Origin of the sequence: Streptomyces sp. NPDC048560, from assembly GCF_040650955.1 — a bacterium.
Lineage (GTDB): Bacteria > Actinomycetota > Actinomycetes > Streptomycetales > Streptomycetaceae > Streptomyces.
Genome location: NZ_JBEZIJ010000011.1, coordinates 260,503 through 280,592, shown reverse-complemented (window position 1 = coordinate 280,592; position 20,090 = coordinate 260,503). Strand labels below are relative to the sequence as shown.

The window sequence follows — 20,090 nt, the reverse complement described above, 5'->3', positions numbered from 1 at the left end:
CACACCTACCATTCGATCTTGATCTTGATCGGGGTGAAATCGTCCAGGTTCCTGATCTGCGGCCAGATCTGCTGGGTACCGATGTGCCAGTTGGTGAATCGGTCCAGCATCTTGAGGTTACTGGCCGCGTCGGCACCACCGAGTTGCAGCTCGTGGACGTGGTCGGGGTCCATCCGGTTGAGAATCCGGTCCTTGAGCTTGTCGGCGAAGGCAGGGTTCGTCGACCCGTACTGGTCGTAGACCCGCTTGATCAGGTCACCCTTGTAGTTCTTCGTGATCTGGCTGTTGCGCTTGACCGGGTTGGGGGCCTTGAAGAGCTTGCCCTGGTCGCTCAGCTTCTGCAGGGCGGCCGCCTTCTTGGCGAACTCCGCCTTCGACATCCCCTGCTCGTACTTGACCGTGACTTCGGTCGGTCCGCAGTTCGCGTTGTGTACGAGGAGGCTCTGTCCGGCGACGACCACGTAGTACGTGTGGACGGTGTCGACGGTCAGGTTGTGGACGCGCACGGAGCGGTGCTGGTGATCGACGGCGGTGACCTGGACCCAGGTACCGCTGGACGTACGCAGCCAGGCACCGGGATCGATGTCGACCGCCTCCACCCAGCGGCCCGCGTCGGGCAGCCAGTAGGTGTGCGCCTCGGTCGACGTGATGTTGGCGGTCTTCTTCCCGTCCCGGCCGTCCACGTCGACGGTCAGCGTGACGAGGGCCTTTCCGCCCCTGCTGCTGAGGGTGTCGGTCACCTCCCGGCTGCGGGTGTCACCGGACTCGACGTCGGTGGAGAGGACGTGGTCGCCCTCGCGCATGTCCTCGATGGCCTTGGTGGAGCCGTCGGCCATCACCACCCGGGTTCCGGGAACGAAGCTGTTGGTGCACTTGGGTGCTTCGGGTTCCTTCTTCGGAGCGCCGGGCGTCTCACCGTCGGTCTTGCGGGCCGTGCTGCTCGCGTCGGCCACGTCGTCGACCTTGTCCGCGCTCTTGCGGACGTCATTGGCCGAGTCGGCGGCGTCCAGGCCCTTCTTGGCGTACTTTCCGGCCTTGATGGCCGTGGCGCCGTAACCCACGAGCGGGATCGCCGAGGCCATGGACAGTGCGGCGTCGGCGTAGTTGCCCTCGGCCGCGTACCAGATGCCGTTGGCGACGTCCGCGACCTCGCCGACCACCGGGATCAGGCCGACGACGTCGAGTGCGGCATGACCGATGTCGGACAGCGACAGGCCGAACAGATGCCCGTCCAGCTCCACGAAGGTGACCGGGTTACCGCCCGCGAAGGCGTAGCGGTTACCGGTGAACGGGTCCGTGGCCAGCGACATGTCGGCGAGGGCCCCGCCGTAGGAGTCACGCGTCGTGAAGCGGTTCAGCCCCGGATCGTAGTTGCGGAACCCCATGTCATACGTACCGGAGCCCTTGTCCCAGCGGGACGAGTTGAACCGGAAGGCGTTGTAGGACTCCTTGCCGGGGTTGCCGGACTCCGGCTTGTCCGCGCCGGTGAACTGCGACGCGTCGTCCTTGCCGTACGCGGTGTATCCGTACGTCGAACGTGTCTTGCCGTCCTCCTTGGTGATCGCCTCGATATCGCCGCGCGGGCTGGTCGTGTACTGCGAGTACTCCTTGGTGCCGTCGTCCTTGTGCTTGATCTGCGTGGCCTGCTGGCCGGACGGCAGGTACTGGTAGGACTTGTCGGCCTTGCCGTCCAGTTCCTCGCGCAGCACCTGGTTGTCCAGACCGAGGTAGGTGAACGCCGTGGTCTTCGACTCGGCGCCCGAGGTGACCTGCGAGACGGTCCGGTCGAACGGGTCGTAGGTGTAGGACGTGCTCACCGACGCCGCGCCGGAACCAGCGCGGGCCTTCACCTGCCGGTCGAAGCCGTCGTAGGTGTACTTCTGCGCGGTCTGGCCGCCGATGCTGACGGTGTCGAGCCGGCCGAGCGGGTCGTAGTTGTAGGTGGAGGAGACGCCTTCGGCGCTCGCGCTCAACAGCCGGTTGCGGTCGTAGCGCTGGGTGGTGGTGGTGCCGTCGACCGTCTGCTCGATGACGTTGCTGTTGCGGTCGTAGGTGTAGGACTCGGTGGCCGGCGAGTCACCGGTCTTGTCGACGCCGGTGACCCGGTCCTGGGGGTCGTAGGCGAAGGTGTAGGTGTTGTTGATGTACGCCGTGTTGTCGTCGGCGTTCATCAGTTTCAGCACGTCTTTGGAGCGGTGCCCGTTGGGCGAGTACTCCAGGTCGTGCTGGGAGACGACGGCCCCGCCCGAGGTCTTCTCGACGGACTGCTTGACCGAGCCGTCGAGGTAGTACGACATGCCGAGCGTGTTGCCGTTGGGCCTGGTCTGCTTCAGCAACTGCCCGCGCGCGGTGTACTCCAGCGTGGTGACCTGCTGGTTGCCCGCCGTCGCCGAGTCCGCGTTCGTGACCTTCGCGACCAGCTCGCGCGCGTCGTACTCGATCTTCGACCAGGTCAGGTCGTGGGTGGAGGTGACGGGATTGCCGTTGGCGTCATACGTCAGCGCGGTGCTGTGCTTCACCGCGCCGGCCGCGACCTCCTCGACCTTGGAGATGCGGTTCCCGCCGTCGTAGGCGATCTTGTACGTGTCGATCTTGGCGCCGGAGGAGTTGTCCTTGACCTCGACCATGGCGCCGTTGGCGTCGTACTTGTAGGTGAAGTCCTTCTTCTCGGTGTCCGCCTCGCCGGTGTTGGCCCGGACCAGCTTCACCGCGTCGGCGAGGACCGTTCCGTTGGCCTGGTCGGTGACGCTGACCTTCTGCGGACCGTCCTCGACGAACTCGTAGCTGCCGAGCGAGACCCACGTGCCGGTGTTCTGGGTCTGGTTGACGGTCTTGGTGACGCTGCCGCCGTTGTGATCGATCGTGAACTTGGCGTCGCTCGCGGCCCCCGTCATCTTCGGGTGGCGTACGAGGACCTCGTAGGTGCCCTTCTGCGGGATGTTCAGCTGCCACACGAACTGGTCAGCGCCCGAACCGGCCGGATGCGAGAAGGTGTCGTAGCCGTACTGCTGCTCGGCCTGGGTGCGAGCCCAGTTGCCCTGGTTGGCGGAGTTGTTGAAATCTGAGCTGTCGACCAGGACCACCTGCTTGCCCACGGGAACGCCGTCGTCGGAGCGGGCCCGCTGGTTACCGGAGTCGAAGAAGTCCCAGGTCATGGTGCGCTGCTGGGACCCGCCGGCCGAGGTCATGGTGTTCTTAGTCTGCTGACCCAGGTCGTTGTACTCATAGGACGTGGTGATGTCCCACGGGTCCTTCGCCGTCCGGGTCCAGCCGTTGTCGAAGTAGCTGTACTCGGTGATGTTGCGGACGCTCTGGCCGTCGGACGGCGGGGCCGAGACGGAGCTCAGATTGCCGACGGAGTCGTAGAAGTAGAAGGTCGAGTCCGGAGTGTTGTAGCGGGTCGCGTCCTTGTCGAACGGGGACCGCTCCTCCTTGACCCGGTTCAGCTCGTCGTAGACGGTTTCCGCCGTGAAGTCGGTCGTGTCCTCGGTGCTCTCGACCCCGCGCGGAGTGATCGTCTTCGTGCGGTTGCCCACCTGGTCGTAGGCATACCTGGTCGTGCGGTAGTTGATGCCTCCCGAGCCGTCCTTGGAGAACGGGACCTTCGACTCGACGAGCGCACCGCGCTCGTCGTACGTGGCGAGTGCCTCGTTGCCCTCGGAGTCCGTCTTGCCGACGGTGAGCCCGTCGAGGTCGTAGGAGACGGTGGTGAAGTTGCCGATGGCGTCCGTGGTCTTCACCACGCGGTGGTTCAGGTCGTTGCTGAACGATGTGGTGTAGTCGTCCGGGTCGGCGCTGGCGTTCTTCTTCGGGTCGGAGACCTTGACGACGTTTCCGACGCTGTCGTACGCCGTGGTGACCTTCCCGCCGTCCGAGTCCATCATCTCGACCGGCTGGTACACCGCGTCGTACCGGGTCGTCGAGGTGTGGTCCCCGACGGTCGGCGTCTCGTTCCCCCGGGGGTCGGTGATCGTGACGACGTTGCCGACCTTGTCGTAGGTGGCGGTCGTCCTGCGGACCGGGTCGGTTGCCTCGTCTCCGGGCATGGTCGCCGCGGAGAGCTGGTCGGCCTTGTCGTAGACGGAGTCGGAGAGGGAACCGTTCGGCGAGACGGTCCGGGTGATGTTGTCGTTCGCGTCGTAGACGGGAGCCGGTGTGGTGATGAGGTCTCCGGACGCCTGGTCCTTCGGCTCCTTCTTCTCCAGCGGGCGGGCGAAGGTGTCGTAGGTCTGGGTGACCACGGCGCCCTTGGCGTTGGTCACCTTGGTGACGTTGCCCCGATCGTCGTACACGAACGTGGACCGGGCATTGGTGGCGTCGGTGATCGTCGCCGGGAAGCCGATCGCCTGGAAGTCGCTGTTCACGGTCGCGTGACCGTTCGCGTCGATCGACTTCGTCAGCTGGCCGTACGTGTCGTACTCGGATTTCGCCGTGTAGTCGTCGGGAGTCGCCGTGGCGAGACCCTTGGGGTCGGTGACCGACGTCAGGTTGCCGCGGAGGTCGTAGCCGAACTGCCAGGTGCGGCCCTCCGGGGATCGCTTCTGGAAGAGGTCGGCGATGTGGCCGTTCAGACCGGTGGAGTAGGTGTAGATACGGGCCGGGGTGCCGTTCTTGTTGGCCTCGGCGTCCTTCTGCTCCAGCGGATACCCGGTCTTCTGGTCATAGACCCAGGTCGAGACCGCCCCGTTGGCCTCCTCCAGCCGCGTGACGTTGTTGTCCGCGTCCCAGTTCAGCTTCGTCGTCTCCGACTTGGCGTTCGTGATCTGCGTGGCACGCCCGTACCCGTCGAGCACCTGTGTCGTGACGTGGTTCTCGGCGTCCGTCACCTTGGTTTCGATCACCGAGCCCGCGGTGCCGTCCGTGTCGGTGTACACGAAGCCCGTGTTACCGCCGAGGCGGTCGGTGATCTGCTGGGCGTACCAGTGGAACTTCGGGTCCTCGCCCTCGTTCGGGTAGTAGTAGTCGAGCGAGGTGGAGTTGCCGCGCGGGTCGGTCGTCCTGACCAGCTTGACGTTCTTGTTGCCCTGGGTGGCGTCGTACTCGAAGAGGAACACCTTCGGCTGGGAGGAGCCCGCGCCGTCGGTGAGCTTGGTGAGCAGCCCCTTGTCCGAGTACTCGAAGGTCAGCTTGCGCTGCGAGATGTCGGTCATCGACTTGAGGTGGTCGATGATCTTCGGGTTGCTGCTCTCCGCCTTGGAGTAGTAGTCCAGGGTGAGCGACTGCCGGCCGGCCGGGTCGGTGATGTACCGGAGGAACTTGACCGGCTTGTTGTTGGACTTGCGCTCCTCGTAGGTGAACAGCTGCGTGTTGCCGTTCTTGTCCACCGTCGACGTCACATAGCCGTCGCAGTCGAAGAAGAACCGCGTGCGGTCCGGGCGGGTCAGCGACCAGGCCTTCGGATCACCGTCCTTGTCCGGGGTGCAGTCCACGCCGGCGCCCTGCTCCAGCAGGTAGTGCACGCCCGCCGGCGCCTTCCACGACCCGTCCTCCTGCTTGCGGAAGGTGTGCGAGGTTCCGTCGCCGTCCGGCAGGGTCACCTCGGTCGGGTTCGGGTTGGGGTGGAAGTCGAGCGCCGCGCCGAGGCGCAGCGGCGAGGCGGCCTGGGCCGACCAGCCGTGTCCCAGGACGGTGTCCGAGGTGTCGAGCGAGTTGTACGCGAAGCGCGCGAAGGTCGAGAGGCCGCGGCCCGGGTTGCTCAGGGCGTTGTACTGCCAGACCGTGTTGCCCGCGTACAGGTTGTTCATGATCGTGCCGCCGCCACCGGTGTTCTTCCCGGAGTACGAGAAGAACTTCTCCATGCCCAGCTGGTCGGAGGTCGGGTCCTCCACGCGCACGTTCTGCGCGAGCGGCGGGATGGACTCGGTGGCCGAGAGCCAGGTGCCGGTGGTGTTGTTGCGCACGTCCCACTTGAGGACGTAGTCGAGACGCTTGTTGCCGGAGTCCGAGTTGATCGGGGTCTTCAGCTGCGCCTTCACGGTGACGGTCTCACCGGGCAGGACGTTCTTCGGCAGCGCGGTCTGCAGCTGGTTGCCGCCGGTGGTGGCGTCCGTGCCGTCGGGCAGGGACCAGGTGTAGGAGAGGGCCTGGTCGGCCGACTTCCACTCCGTGGTGGTGGTGTTGGTGAGGGTGACGTCGATGCCGTACTGGTCGCCCGGGATCATCCGCGACGGGGTGTCGGGGGCGTAGTACGTGGAGGCCGTGGACTTGTCGATGTACGTGACGACGAGCTGCGGCCGCAGCTGCGGCTCCTCCGCCTCGGAGGACAGGAACACGGTGCGTTCCTGCGGTCCGCTCAAGGTCTCGTTCTGGAGCTTGATCACCACGCCCTTGTTGCTCGTGGGCTGGGAGACCCACTGCTGCGCCAGCGAGGTGAGCATCCAGCTCTGCCGGGCAGGGTCGTTGGTGACCTCAGCCACGGTGTCAGCGACGGCCGTGCCGAGGTCACCGCCCGGTGCCGTCCACGGGGTGGTGGCGGTGGCGTTGTTCCAGCTCGCGGTGGACTCGTCGAAGTCCTTGGTGAGCCCGCGCAGTTCGTAGACCGCTCCGGCGGTGCCGGTGGTGGTCGTCGTGCCCCACATGTCGAGCTGCGCCTCCAGGACGCGCGCCCCGGCGGGTACCTCGCTCAGCGAGGGGAACTTCAACAGCGCCCGCGTCTTTCCGAGCGACGTGGAGTTGTTGCCGACCGTCATCCACGGGTGGTTGATCGACGATTCGGAGATCGCGTCGTGGCCGGTGGTGGGCTGGGCGCTGGACAGCGTGGTGTCGGCCGCGTCGCCCTGGAGGACCACGGTGGTCCGGCCCGCGGTGGGCAGTTTCACGAGCTCGGTGGGTGCCGGGATCACCTGCCCGTCGCGGGTCTTCACCGCGACCATGTAGTAGAAGACGTTACCGAAGGTGTCCGCCGAGTCCGCGGGGGTCGGGGTGGCGGTGGAGTCCGTGAAGGATCTGCTGGTGGGTGCCACGGGCGCCAGCAGGGTCTGCGAGGACGGCGTGAAGGTCTGGAACACGCTGCGGTGGACCTGGTACTCCACGATGTCGTCCGCCGTCGAGACGGCCGACGGGTCGGCGTACGCGGACCAGTTCAGCTCGGCGCCCGTCGAGTGGATGACCCGCGGCGCGTCGAGGGTGACTCCGGGGCGGCCCCAGGTCAGCACCAGGCGGGGGAAGTTGGCGCCCTCGCCCTTGTACGCGAACTCGGCGGCCTCGTAGCGCGGTCCGCCCATGGGGGCTGTCGCGGACTCGTCGGCTGCCTTGACCACGAAGCCGTTGTTGGCGTTGGTGCCGTTGATCCAGGACTGCACCGTGTCGGTGACACCGAAGGAGTGCCAGGTGTTGACGACCCCGGCCCGCTTGGTGACGGTGCCGCCCTTCGTCAGCCGTACGGCGTCGGCGATGACCCCGGTGGAGGTGGAAGCCGGGCCGTCACCGAGGACGACCTTGCCGGCGTTGCCCGCCTTGAACGGGTGGCTGCCGAGCGTCTTCCACACCCCGCCCGTACCGGCGCTCTGGTCGACGGTGTACGCCTTCGTGCCACCGTCGTACGTCACGGTGTACGGGGCGTTGGTGGCCCGGTCGGACGCGGGGACGCTGTGCACGTCGACCCGGTAGGTGCCGTCCGAGGGGATCTGCGGCTGCCAGGTGTACGTGTCCCCGGCGATCGTGTCCTTGTTGTACAGGTAGTCCCGGTTGACCGCGTACTGCGTGAACGCGGTGTTCCCGGACGCGGGCCAGGCGCCCTTCGCGGCCGTGGTTCCGGTGTCGCCGTCGTCCACGACGACGGAGGTGCCGGAGAGCTCACCCGTGATGGCGTTGCTGTTCGCCCAGGTGGCGGTGGTCTCGTCCCACGCGGCGGTGGCGCGGTGCGCCTCCAGCGGGACGTCCGTGTCGCCCGCGCCGTGCGTCTGGTCGTAGTAGAGCTTCAGGTCGGCGGAGTCCAGCTTCACGCCGGCCGGTACGCCGGTCAGCGGGAACCTCACCAGGGCGCGGGACGCGCCTCCGAGGCTCGTGGCGCCGACGGACAGCCGCCAGTTGCCGTCGTAGTTCGCGGCGGGGTCGTCCGAGGAGATCATGACGTCCTGGGACTGGGTGGACGTCGGCGCGATGGATATCGTCGGGTCGATCACCACCGGGTACTGCCGCTCGGGGGCGGCCAGCCACTTCGCGTCCGGGCGCAGGGTCAGCTCGTAGGAGCCCTTGGCGCCCGTGAGCTTCTGCTGGACGGCGTCGCTGGAGGCCGTCCCGTACGCGGAGCCGGCGTCCTTCTTCGCGTCCGTCATGAACGGTGCGGGGATGACCAGTTCGGGCCGTCCGGAACCGCCTGCCTCGCTGTGGAGGGCGATGGCGCCGTTCTTCAGCTGCGTGGCCGTGAGGCCCTTGGTGTCGAGGGTGAAGGTGTACGCGGCGCTCCCGGCGGGCGGCGCGGCGAGGACGATGTCCTCCTTCACCGATCCGTGGCCGACGGTGTAGCGGAGGTCCGCTCCCGCGCCCAGGGCGCCGGAGTAGGTGACGGCGTTGCCCGCGACCTGCGGGGTGAGCTCCGGGTCCGCCGGCTTCTTGATGCCGACGGTCACCCAGTGCCCGGACTCCGTGCTGAAGCGGACCAGTCCGTCCGGGTCCGATCCGAACCATGTCCCGGCGACGTTGGTCGTGTTGGCGTGGCTGAAGCCGTCACGGGCGGTGGGGCGCACCGCCGTGTCGATGGCCTTCCAGTCCTTGCCCGACGCGTAGTGCGTCGGGGTGCCGGAGACCTCGGCCTGGACCCTTCCGTCGGAGAGCTTCCAGTAGCGGGCACTGGGCGTGCGTCTGTCCTTGAGCTCGGCCGTCCGCTTCGGCTCGGGCGCCTCGCGCCCGTCGGGGAGACGTTGGTTGTCCGTCACCCCCTCGTCGGGCAGCTCGGGTGGCCGGGATCTCTCCCCGTCGCCGTCGTCGTCCGCCCCGAACCAGCTCCGTACTCCGTCGACGAGCGCCTTGCCCTCGACCTGTGCGGCGAAAGCCGGTTGCGGCATTCCCGCTAAGAGCAGCCCCACGATCGTGGTGGTCGTGAGATTCCTGCGTGTGCGTGGACCGAGCATCGCGTGTGTCACCCTCAGTGCCTTCGGACCGCACCGGGCCTGACACTCCGCAGGGGTGCGCGAAGCGACCGGTTGGTAGCGGTCGGTACCTGACCGGCTCCCCAGCGTTCGTCACCGGCCGAAGAGTTGTACTGCTTCTGGAGGGGTGCATGTCAACCGTTGACACAGAAGGGGCATCTCGCGCGTAAGGCACCTTCGCCTCCAGATCCCACCGATCCGGGGCGCCGGTACGGCACCGGCACGGCACCCGTACAACCCTCGGAGCCCGGCAACGGTCTTCGCTGTGCCGTGTCCGGACTCAGACCGCAGGAGACACACCCTTCCATGCAGCAACGTCCACGTTCACCCCGTATGCGCACGACCGTCGCCATCGCCGCCATGCTCGCGGCCGGACTGACGCCACTGACGCTCACCTCCACCGCGTCGGCCGCCGCCGCCAAGCACTACGACGACTTCAACGGTGACGGCTACCGCGACCTGGCGGCGCCGTACATGTACAGCGGCGTCAACGACGGAACGCTCGACTTCCGGGGCGGCGCCGTCCTGGTGACGTTCGGCGGACCCGCGGGACTGACCACCCGCACCCAGCTCATCCACCAGGGCTCGGCCGGAGTGCCCGGAGCCGGGGAGGAGAACGACCAGTTCGGCTCGGCACTGGCGAGCGCCGACCTGAACAGCGACGGTTACGCGGACCTCGCCGTCGGCAACCTCTCCGAGGAGTCGGGCACCACCCCCGTCGGCTCGGTCACCCTGCTCTGGGGTTCGTCCAAGGGGCTGAGCGGCGGGACCTCGCTGCCCAACAAGGGCGGTGGCCCCTCGTTCGGGAAGGACCTGGCGACCGGGGACTTCAACGGTGACGGCAAGGCCGACATCGCGGCGATCAGCGGCAGCGACGCGTACCTCTACCGGGGCGGGTTCACCAAGTCCGGCGGTCTCGGCACGGTCACCCGGTACCGCAAGAACGTGGGCTGGTTCAGCACCGGCCTGGCGGCCGGCAAGGTCACCGGCGACGGGAAGACCGACCTGGTCGTCCTGGGCGTCCATGTCACCGACACCCTCAACCGCACCGAAGCGTGGTTCCTGAAGGGCGCCTCCGGCGGACTGACCTCCGGCCCGGCCAAGGTCATCGACAGCAGGCGCCAGAGCGAGTATCTCGATGCGGCGATCGGTGACTTCGACAAGAACGGCTACGGGGACATCGCCATCGGCTACCCGGACGCGAGCAGCAACCGCGGCACCGTGACCCTCTGGTACGGCACTTCCACGGGCCCCGGCTCCAAGAGCGCCGAGCTCAGCCAGGCGACCTCCGGAGTGGTGGGCGCGGCAGAGCCGGGCGACGGGTTCGGCACGTCGGTGTCGGCCGGCGACACCGACGCCGACGGATACGCAGACCTCGCCGTCGGGGTCCCCGGCGAAGCGGTCGGGACGAAGGACTACGCGGGCGGCGCGCACCTCTTCCGCGGCGGCTCCGGCGGACTGAGCGGCGCGCGTTCCATGACGATCGACAAGACGCTCTCCGGGGTGGCCGGCGGCACGGTGGCCGAGGACATGTTCGGTTACGACGTGCGCGTACGTGACCTGAGCCGCGACGGGAAGGCCGAGTTGACCGTCCTCATACCTGGTGAGAACACGGCACGGGTACTGCCCGGGGCGAAGGGCGGAGTGACGGGCACGGGCTCGTACATCGTCCAGGGCGTCAACGGACTGCCCGAATGAGGCAAGGGTAGGCTAACCTTCCTCCGGACCGCCGTTGCCGGGTCACCGCACCAGCGGGACCCGGCCCCGTTCCGGAGGAGTTCTCGCATGACGACCGCCACCGAATCCGACATAGCGCCTTTCCGGTTCTTCGGACTGACGGTTCTGCGGACCAGACGGCTCGGGCCGACCATGCTCCGGATCACCTTCGGCGGTCCCGGTCTCGACGGCTTCGCGGCCGGCGGCCGGGACCAGAGCCTCTCGCTCTTCCTGCCGCACCCCGGCCAGCCCGAGCCCCTCGTCCCGGTGGACGAGGACGGCGAGTGGTTCGCCGCCTGGCGCGCGCTGCCCGACGACGAGCGCGCGGTGCTGCGTTCGTACACGGTGCGCGCCCAGCGCCGCGCGGACGACGGTTCGAACGAGATCGACATCGACTTCGCCCTGCACGAGGACGGCGGACCGGCCTGCCGCTGGGCGGGCGCCGCCGTTCCGGGGCACTTCATCAAGGCGATCGGCCCGGCCGTCGAGGACAACACGGCCGTCCGTTTCCGCCCGCCGCAGGACACCGACTGGGTGCTGATCTGGGCCGACGAGACGGCCCTGCCCGCCGCTTCGGCCGCCCTGGAATGGCTCCCGGCCGGAATGCGCGCCCTGGTATGGCTGGAGGTCCAGCACACCGCGGACCGCCAGGCCATCGACACCGCCGCGCACGCCAGCGTCAACTGGCTGGTTCGTGACGAGAACGCCCCCTCCGGCGTGGACGCCGTCAAGGCTGCCGAACTGCCTTCCGGGACCCCGTACGTCTGGATCGCGGGCGAGTCCTCCGGGGTGCGCGAGCTCCGCCGCCACCTGGTGCGGGAGCGGGAGTTCGACCGCAAGCGGATCACCTTCGTGGGGTACTGGCGCCGCGGGCTCAGCGAGGAGCAGCTGCGCGACGAGGTCGCAGCCGAGGACGCATAAACCGGTCAACTTCCGCGCCACAGTGAGGGGCGGGTGACGCCTGCGCCAAAACTTAGGTTAGGCTACCCTTACTTCGACATCGCGCCCTCGTCCCCTTTTCTCCTGCCCGGAGGGTTTCGATGAAGTTCCCCTCACCCGGGAGGACCCCCCTCATGCGTTCGCACCTGCTCAACGACTCGACCGCAGAGCACTACCGTCGCTCCGTCACCGCGGGAGTCGAACGGGTCGCGGCCAAACTCGCCGCCACCGACCGGCCGTTCAGCGGCGTGGGCGTCGGTGAGCTGGCACCCGTCATCGACGCGATAGACCTGGACCGGCCACTCGGCGATGCCTCGGCCGCCCTCGACGAACTCGAGGACGTCTATCTCCGCGACGCCGTCTACTTCCACCACCCGCGCTACCTGGGTCACCTCAACTGCCCGGTCGTCATCCCCGCCGTCCTCGGAGAGGCCGTGCTCTCGGCCATCAACTCCTCCCTGGACACCTGGGACCAGAGCGCGGGCGGCACACTGATCGAGCGCAAGCTGATCGACTGGACCACCGACCGGATCGGCCTCGGCCCCGCCGCCGACGGCATCTTCACCAGCGGTGGCACGCAGTCCAACCTGCAGGCACTGCTGCTGGCCCGCGAAGAGGCCAAGTCCCGTCCCGAGCACTTCACCCGGCTGCGGATCTTCGCCTCCGAGTGCAGCCACTTCAGCGTGCAGAAGTCGGCGAAACTCCTCGGCCTCGGGCCCGACTCCGTCGTGTCCGTGCCCGTCGACAGCAACAAGCGGATGCAGACCGTCGCCCTGGCCCGCGCGCTGGAGCAGTGCGTCGCTGAGGGCGCCGTGCCGATGGCGGTCGTCGCCACCGGCGGCACCACCGACTTCGGCTCCATCGACCCGCTCCCCGAGATCGCCGCACTCTGCGAGCGCTTCTCCACCTGGATGCACGTGGACGCCGCGTACGGCTGCGGACTGCTGGCCTCGCGCACGCGCCGCCACCTCCTCGACGGCATCGAACTCGCGGACTCGGTCACCGTGGACTACCACAAGTCCTTCTTCCAGCCGGTCAGTTCCTCGGCCGTCCTGGTCCGGGACCGGGCGACCCTGCGCCACGCCACGTACCACGCGGAGTACCTCAACCCGCAGCGGATGGCGCAGGAGCGCATTCCCAACCAGGTGGACAAGTCCCTCCAGACCACTCGCAGATTCGACGCGCTGAAGCTCTGGATGACGCTGCGCATCATGGGCGCCGACGGCGTGGGCGAGCTCTTCGACGAGGTCTGCGGCCTGGCCGCCGAGGGCTGGCGGCTCCTCGCCGCCGACCCGCGCTTCGACGTCGTGGTCGAGCCCCAGCTCTCCACCCTGGTCTTCCGCTACATCCCGGCAGACGTCACCGCGCCCGCCGAGATCGACCGGGCCAACCTCTACGCCCGCAAGGCCCTGTTCGCCTCGGGCGAGGCCGTCGTCGCCGGCACGAAGGTCGGCGACCGCCAGTACCTCAAGTTCACCCTGCTCAACCCTGAAACGACCGCACAGGACATCACCGCGGTCCTCGACCTGATCTCGGGCCACGCCGAGCAGTACCTGGGAGAATCCCTTGACCGCGCTTCCTGACGCCCACGACTTCATCGGGATCGGCCTCGGACCGTTCAACCTCGGCCTCGCCTGCCTGACCGAGCCGATCGACGAGCTGAACGGCGTCTTCCTGGAGTCCAAGCCGGACTTCGAGTGGCACGCCGGCATGTTCCTGGAAGGGGCCCACCTCCAGACGCCCTTCATGTCGGACCTCGTGACGATGGCCGACCCGACATCGCCGTACTCCTTCCTGAACTACCTCAAGGAACGCGGCCGGCTGTACTCCTTCTACATCCGCGAGAACTTCTATCCCCTGCGGACCGAGTACAACGACTACTGCCGCTGGGCCGCCGCGAAACTGAGCAGTATCCGCTTCAACCAGACCGTCCAGTCCGTTACGTACGAGGAGAGCGACGCGCTCTACACCGTGCGCACGGCCGACAGCGTCTTCCGCGCCCGTCACCTGGTCCTGGGCACCGGCACCCCGCCGTACATCCCCGAGGCGTGCCAGGGGCTGGGCGGCGACCTGCTGCACAACTCCCGTTACGTGGAAGGGAAAGCGGCGCTCCAGGCGAAGGAGTCCATCACCCTCGTCGGCAGCGGCCAGAGCGCGGCGGAGATCTACTACGACCTGCTCTCCGAGATCGACGTGCACGGCTACCGGCTCAACTGGGTGACGCGCTCCCCGCGGTTCTTCCCGCTGGAGTACACCAAGCTGACGCTGGAGATGACCTCGCCGGAGTACGTGGACTACTTCCACGCCCTGCCCGAGGACACCCGCTACCGGCTGGAGTCCGGGCAGAAGGGCCTCTTCAAGGGCATCGACGGCGAGCTCATCGACTCCATCTTCGACCTGCTCTACCAGAAGAACCTGCCGGGCCCCGTCCCCACCCGCCTGCTCACGAACTCGGCTCTTGACAGCGCGAGTTACGACGAGAAGACGGGAACGTACACCCTGGGTCTGCGCCAGGAGGAGCAGGGCAAGGACTACTCCCTGACCACGCAGGGGCTGATCCTCGCCACCGGATACAAATACACCCCTCCGGCCTTCCTGGAGCCGATCGGGGACCGGCTGAGACACGACAGTCACGGCCGCTTCGACGTGGCCCGCAACTACAGCATCGACACCACCGGGCGCGGAGTGTTCCTCCAGAACGCGGGCACGCACACCCACTCGATCACCTCGCCCGACCTGGGCATGGGTGCCTACCGCAACGCGTACATCATCGGTGAGCTGCTCGGCCGTGAGTACTACCCGGTCGAGAAGTCCATCGCCTTCCAGGAGTTCGCGATATGAGCCAGTCCATAGGCGCCTTCGCCGTCCGCCCGCTGGACCCCCTGTCCGACGCCGAGCTGGTGCACGGCTGGGTCACCCACCCCAAGGCGTCGTTCTGGATGATGGGCGACGCCCGGCTCCAGGACGTCGAGCGCGAGTACATGGCGATCGCCTCCCACCCGCACCACGACGCCTTCATCGGCCTGCACGACGGCAAGCCCGCCTTCCTCATGGAGCGCTACGACCCGGCCGAGGTCGAGCTCAAGGGGCTGTACGAGGCCGAGCCCGGCGACATCGGGATGCACTTCCTGGTCGCCCCCACCGACACCCCCCTGCACGGCTTCACGCTCGCCGTGATCACGGCCGTGATGAGGGAACTGTTCACCGACCCCTCGGTGCTCCGGGTCGTCGTCGAACCCGATGTCCGCAACGGCGCGGTGCACGCGCTGAACAAGGCCGTCGGCTTCGAGGTCCTCCGCGAGATCACCAAGCCGGAGAAGACCGCGCTGCTCAGCGCGTGCACCCGTGAACAGTTCCAGGCCACGACCGGAGGTCTCTCCTGATGCCGGCCCTCACCGACAGCGTCGCCCACCTCTCCCCCGAGCGCTGGGCCACCGCCAACCGGCTGCTGATCCGCAAGGGTCTCGCCGAGTTCGCCCACGAACGCCTGCTGGCCCCCGCCCCGCTCGGTGACGACCGCTACTCGGTCCGCAGCGACGACGCGGAGACGGAGTACCGCTTCGCCGCCCGGCGCTTCGCCCTCGACCACTGGCAGGTCGACGCCGGCTCCATCACCCGCCACCGCCATGGCGGCGAACTCCCCCTGGACGCCCTGGAATTCTTCATCGAGCTGCGCTCGACCCTGGGCCTCTCCGCGGAGATCCTGCCCGTCTACCTGGAGGAGATCTCCTCCACACTGGCCGGAACCGCGTACAAACTCACCAAGGAACCGGCCACCTCCGCCCAGCTCGTCGCCGCGGGCTTCCAGGCGATAGAGACCGGGATGACCGAGGGCCACCCCTGCTTCGTGGCCAACAACGGGCGCCTCGGCTTCGGCGTGGACGAGTACCGCGCGTACGCCCCCGAGACGGCGGCGGAGATACGGCTGGTCTGGCTCGCGGCGCGCCGCGACCGCGCCACGTTCACCGCCGGCGCCGGGCTCGACTACGGGACGCTGATCGCCGGGGAACTGGGCGAGGAGACCCTCGGCCGGTTCTCCGCCACGATGGCCGGTCTCGGTCTCGACCTCGACGACTACCTCCTCATCCCCGTCCACCCCTGGCAGTGGTGGAACAAGCTCTCCGTCACCTTCGCCGGTGAGCTCGCGCAGCGGAACCTGGTCTGCCTGGGCGAGGGCGACGACGCGTACCTGGCGCAGCAGTCCATCCGTACGTTCTTCAACGCCGACCACCCCGAGAAGCACTACGTGAAGACGGCGCTCTCCGTCCTCAACATGGGCTTCATGCGCGGGCTCTCGGCCGCGTACATGGAGGCGACGCCCGCGATCAACGACTGGCTCGCGGGAGTCGTCGAGCGCGACGAGCTGCTGCGCGGGGCCAGGTTCTCGATCATCCGGGAGCGGGCGGCCATCGGCTACCACCACCGGGCGTACGAGTCCGCGACCGCCAAGGGCTCCCCGTACCTGAAGATGCTGGCCGCGCTCTGGCGCGAGAGCCCCGTTCCGGACCTGGCACCCGGTGAGCGGGTCGCCACGATGGCCTCGCTCCTCCACACCGACCACGAGGGCGCGTCCGTGGCGGGCGTGCTGATCGCCGAGTCCGGCCTGGAACCCGCCCAGTGGCTGCGCGGCTACCTGGACGCGTACCTCGTCCCGGTCCTGCACAGCTTCTACGCGTACGACCTGGTGTTCATGCCGCACGGCGAGAACGTCATCCTGGTCATCGAGGACGGAGCCGTCCGCCGCACGATCTTCAAGGACATCGCCGAGGAGATCGCGGTCATGGACCCGGACGCGGTGCTGCCGCCCCAGGTCGAGCGCATCCGGGCCGAGGTCCCCGAGGACATGAAGCTCCTGTCGGTCCTCACCGACGTCTTCGACTGCTTCTTCCGCTTCCTGGGCGCCGGTCTGGCCACGGAGGGCATCCTCGACGAGGACACCTTCTGGCGGACGGTCGCGGAGTGCGTGAGCGGCTACCAGGAGTCGGTGCCGTACCTCGCGGACAAGTTCAAGCAGTACGACATGTTCACGGAGGAGTTCGCGCTCTCCTGCCTGAACCGTCTGCAGCTGCGCAACAACAAGCAGATGGTCGACCTGACGGACCCGTCGGGCGCCCTGCAGCTGATCGGCACGCTGAGGAACCCGATAGCGGGGCTGTGACGGCCACCGCACTCGGACACGCCGGGCGGACTCGCGTTTCGAGCCCGCCCGGCGTCCGGCGTCTCCGGCGCCCGGCTTCAGCCACCGCACGTGCCCGGTCTCTCACGTTCAGTCGCGTGATATCCCTCTTCACCCGCCTCCGCGGCCACCCGCACCGCACCCCGAAGAGGATTTCGGCACACTGCTGCCCGATATCGGGCAGATTTCTTGCGCAATACGGCCCCGCCAAGCAATATCGACGAGTGCTCGAACGCCGCTCGTCGCATGACGACCTCATCGACCACCTGGTGCGCAGCACCGCGCTCCAGCGCGGTGAAGCCGGCCGGGTGATCCTTGACGTGCTGGCGTACTTCGACGAGACGACCGAGGACTTCGTCCGCCGCCGCCACCGCGAACTGCAGTCCGGCGGCCTGGTGAACACGGAGATCTTCGAGCGGATCGCGGCGGAACTGCCGTACCGCGCGGTCGCACCGCCGGAGCTCTCGCTCCGGCAGTTGCGCCGCATCGTCTACGGCTGAGCACTCACTGGTACGTCGATGGAGGGGTCAGGACTTTATGTGCGGAATCGTCGGATACATCGGTAAGCGTGACGTGGCACCGCTGCTGCTGGAAGGTCTGCAGCGGCTGGAGTACCGGGGCTACGACTCGGCCGGTCTCGTGGTCACCAGCAAGACCGCGGCAGGCAAGCCCGGCACGCTGAAGATGGTCAAGGCCAAGGGCCGGGTCCGCGAACTGGAGTCCCGTGTCCCCAAGCGCTTCGCCGGCACCACCGGTATCGCCCACACCCGCTGGGCCACCCACGGCGCCCCGAGCGACGAGAACGCCCACCCCCACATGGACGCCGACAACAAGGTCGCCGTCGTCCACAACGGCATCATCGACAACGCCACCGAGCTCCGCGCGAAGCTCGTCGCCGACGGCATCGTCTTCCTCTCCGAGACCGACACCGAGGTGCTGGTCCACCTGGTCGCCCGCTCGCAGGCGGACACCCTGGAGGAGAAGGTCCGCGAGGCCCTGCGTCTCGTCGAGGGCACGTACGGCATCGCCGTCATGCACGCGGACTTCAACGACCGCATCGTCGTCGCCCGCAACGGCTCCCCGGTCGTCCTCGGCATCGGCGAGAAGGAGATGTTCGTCGCCTCCGACGTGGCGGCCCTCGTCGCGCACACCCGCCAGATCGTCACCCTCGACGACGGCGAGATGGCCACCCTCAAGGCCGACGACTTCCGTACGTACACCACGGAGGGCTCGACCACGACGGCCACGCCCACGACCGTGGAGTGGGAGGCCGAGTCGTACGACATGGGCGGCCACGACACGTACATGCACAAGGAGATCTCCGAGCAGGCCGACGCCGTGGACCGCGTGCTGCGCGGCCGCATCGACGACCGCTTCTCCACCGTGCACCTGGGCGGCCTCAACCTGGACGCCCGCGAGGCCCGCGGAGTCCGGCGGATCAAGATCCTGGGCTGCGGCACCTCGTACCACGCGGGCCTGATCGGCGCCGGCCTCATCGAGGAGCTCGCCCGCATCCCCGCGGACGCCGAGCCGGCCTCCGAGTTCCGCTACCGCAACCCGGTCGTCGACCCCGACACCCTGTACGTCGCCGTCTCGCAGTCCGGCGAGACGTACGACGTGCTGGCGGCCGTCCAGGAGCTCAAGCGCAAGGGCGCACGCGTCCTCGGCGTCGTGAACGTGGTCGGCTCCGCGATCGCCCGCGAGGCCGACGGCGGCATGTACGTCCACGCCGGCCCCGAGGTCTGCGTCGTCTCCACCAAGTGCTTCACCAACACGGTCGTCGCCTTCGCGCTGCTCGCCCTGCACCTCGGGCGGATCCGTGACCTGTCGGTCGCCGACGGCAAGCGCATCATCGACGGCCTGCGCAAGCTCCCCGAGCAGATCGGGCGGATCCTCGAGACCGAGGCCGAGATCAAGAAGCTGGCGGAGGTGTACGCGGGCGCCCAGTCGATGATGTTCATCGGCCGCGTGCGGGGCTACCCCGTGGCGCTGGAGGCCTCCCTGAAGCTCAAGGAGATCTCGTACATCCACGCGGAGGCCTACCCGGCCTCCGAGCTGAAGCACGGTCCGCTCGCGCTCATCGAGCCGGCGCTCCCCACGGTCGCGATCGTCCCGGACGACGACCTGCTGGAGAAGAACCGCGCCGCCCTGGAGGAGATCAAGGCCCGCAGCGGGCGGATCCTCGCCATCGCCCACCGCGAGCAGGAGCGGGCCGACCACACCATCGTGGTCCCGAAGAACGAGCCCGAGCTGGACCCGATCCTGATGGGCATCCCGCTCCAGCTCTTCGCCTACCACACGGCGCTGGCCATGGGCCGCGACATCGACAAGCCGCGCAACCTGGCGAAGTCCGTCACGGTCGAGTAGCCGCCCCCGGGCGCGCCCGGCCCGCGGCACGCACAGAGGCCCCGCACCACGTCACCGTGGTGCGGGGCCTCCCGCTGTCCTACGAGGCGTCAGGAGCCCTGCCTGCGCGGGCGTGAGGGCCCGAACGCGGGTCAGGGGATGACGATGACCGGGCGCCGGGCCCGGCGCGCCAGCCGGCCCGCCACCGAGCCGAAGATCCGGCCGACGATGCCGTGCGTGGAGCCGACGACGATGGCGTCCGCCGAATACTCGCGGCCGACCTCCTCCAGCTCGTGGCAGATGTCGCCGCCGCGCTCGACGAGCACCCACGGCACATCGGAGAGGTAGTCGGCGCACGCCAGCTCCAGGCCGAGGACCTCGGTGCGGTGATCGGGCACGTCGACGAAGACGGGCGGCTCGCAGCCCGCCCAGACGGTGGTCGGCAGCCGGTTGGCGACATGGACGATGATCAGGCCGGAACCGGAGCGCGAGGCCATGCCGATGGCATACGCCAGCGCCCGTTCGCTGGACATCGAGCCGTCAAAACCGACCACGACTCCATGCCGGAAGGCCGGATCGCAGGAATGACGTGTTTCTTCGACCGGCAGCGGGTCCGACTGCGGGTCGGCTACCTGCTTGCGGTCTGCGGGTTCAGGGATTTCGTGACCGGCCATCGGTGTCTCGGCGAAGAGAGTCCTCGTGTGGAGGGAGCGGCTTCGGGCGGTGTATCAGGGCGGTGCTGGTGTGTCCGGGAATCATCTTCCCAACCCCATACCCCCAAGGGTACGGCGCCACTCCTCCACAGCCCAGATCCGCGCAAAGCG

General features: G+C 68.1%; 10 protein-coding genes. 8 read left to right on the top strand and 2 right to left on the bottom strand.

All coding sequences use genetic code 11. From position 1 onward, the window contains the following. Window positions 1–5 precede the first annotated feature (5 nt). Window positions 6–9,005 carry a DNRLRE domain-containing protein gene (locus tag AB0C82_RS28210; protein ID WP_362847069.1) on the bottom strand — a complete coding sequence of 3,000 codons (9,000 nt, stop codon included), beginning with the start codon at window positions 9,003–9,005 and terminating at the stop codon, window positions 6–8. A gap of 417 nt (window positions 9,006–9,422) precedes the next feature. Here AB0C82_RS28210 and AB0C82_RS28205 point away from each other — a divergent pair, with 417 nt between their 5' ends. The 8 genes from AB0C82_RS28205 (at window position 9,423) to glmS (ending at window position 19,287) form a co-directional block, all read left to right on the top strand. Next, on the top strand, window positions 9,423–10,787 hold the full coding sequence (locus AB0C82_RS28205) for an FG-GAP and VCBS repeat-containing protein (RefSeq protein ID WP_362847067.1): 1,365 nt from the start codon (window positions 9,423–9,425) through the stop codon (window positions 10,785–10,787). Window positions 10,788–10,874: 87 nt separating this feature from the next. Next, on the top strand, window positions 10,875–11,726 hold the full coding sequence (locus AB0C82_RS28200) for a siderophore-interacting protein (protein WP_362847065.1): 852 nt from the start codon (window positions 10,875–10,877) through the stop codon (window positions 11,724–11,726). Between the two features lie 152 nt (window positions 11,727–11,878). Continuing rightward, on the top strand, window positions 11,879–13,327 hold the full coding sequence (locus tag AB0C82_RS28195; RefSeq protein ID WP_362847063.1) for an aspartate aminotransferase family protein: 1,449 nt from the start codon (window positions 11,879–11,881) through the stop codon (window positions 13,325–13,327). Further along, complete coding sequence (locus AB0C82_RS28190) at window positions 13,311–14,585, top strand: lysine N(6)-hydroxylase/L-ornithine N(5)-oxygenase family protein (RefSeq protein ID WP_362847061.1); 1,275 nt, start codon at window positions 13,311–13,313, stop codon at window positions 14,583–14,585. Before AB0C82_RS28195 ends, AB0C82_RS28190 begins: the two co-directional genes overlap by 17 nt. After that, window positions 14,582–15,127: a GNAT family N-acetyltransferase gene (locus tag AB0C82_RS28185; RefSeq protein WP_362847059.1), complete on the top strand. Its 546-nt coding sequence runs from the start codon at window positions 14,582–14,584 to the stop codon at window positions 15,125–15,127. Before AB0C82_RS28190 ends, AB0C82_RS28185 begins: the two co-directional genes overlap by 4 nt. Continuing rightward, entirely contained in the window at window positions 15,124–16,902 is a 1,779-nt protein-coding gene (locus tag AB0C82_RS28180) for an IucA/IucC family siderophore biosynthesis protein (protein WP_362847237.1), read from the top strand. Before AB0C82_RS28185 ends, AB0C82_RS28180 begins: the two co-directional genes overlap by 4 nt. A 242-nt stretch (window positions 16,903–17,144) precedes the next feature. Continuing rightward, window positions 17,145–17,420, top strand: coding sequence for a hypothetical protein (locus AB0C82_RS28175; protein ID WP_362847057.1), 276 nt, complete (start codon window positions 17,145–17,147; stop codon window positions 17,418–17,420). Window positions 17,421–17,457: 37 nt separating this feature from the next. After that, window positions 17,458–19,287 carry a glutamine--fructose-6-phosphate transaminase (isomerizing) gene (gene glmS, locus AB0C82_RS28170; RefSeq protein WP_362847055.1) on the top strand — a complete coding sequence of 610 codons (1,830 nt, stop codon included), beginning with the start codon at window positions 17,458–17,460 and terminating at the stop codon, window positions 19,285–19,287. Window positions 19,288–19,418: 131 nt separating this feature from the next. Here glmS and AB0C82_RS28165 read toward each other — a convergent pair whose 3' ends face one another. Continuing rightward, window positions 19,419–19,940, bottom strand: a complete 522-nt coding sequence (locus tag AB0C82_RS28165) for a universal stress protein (RefSeq protein ID WP_362847053.1) — start codon at window positions 19,938–19,940, stop codon at window positions 19,419–19,421. Window positions 19,941–20,090: the final 150 nt, after the last annotated feature.

What these genes read in the sequence shown, in the direction of transcription:
- AB0C82_RS28210 (WP_362847069.1), bottom strand. Translation starts at nt 9,005, where the DNA reads ATGCCGCAACCGGCTTTCGCCGCACAGGTCGAGGGCAAGGCGCTCGTC.
- AB0C82_RS28205 (WP_362847067.1), top strand. Translation starts at nt 9,423, where the DNA reads ATGCGCACGACCGTCGCCATCGCCGCCATGCTCGCGGCCGGACTGACG.
- AB0C82_RS28200 (WP_362847065.1), top strand. Translation starts at nt 10,875, where the DNA reads ATGACGACCGCCACCGAATCCGACATAGCGCCTTTCCGGTTCTTCGGA.
- AB0C82_RS28195 (WP_362847063.1), top strand. Translation starts at nt 11,879, where the DNA reads ATGCGTTCGCACCTGCTCAACGACTCGACCGCAGAGCACTACCGTCGC.
- AB0C82_RS28185 (WP_362847059.1), top strand. Translation starts at nt 14,582, where the DNA reads ATGAGCCAGTCCATAGGCGCCTTCGCCGTCCGCCCGCTGGACCCCCTG.
- glmS (WP_362847055.1), top strand. Translation starts at nt 17,458, where the DNA reads ATGTGCGGAATCGTCGGATACATCGGTAAGCGTGACGTGGCACCGCTG.
- AB0C82_RS28165 (WP_362847053.1), bottom strand. Translation starts at nt 19,940, where the DNA reads ATGGCCGGTCACGAAATCCCTGAACCCGCAGACCGCAAGCAGGTAGCC.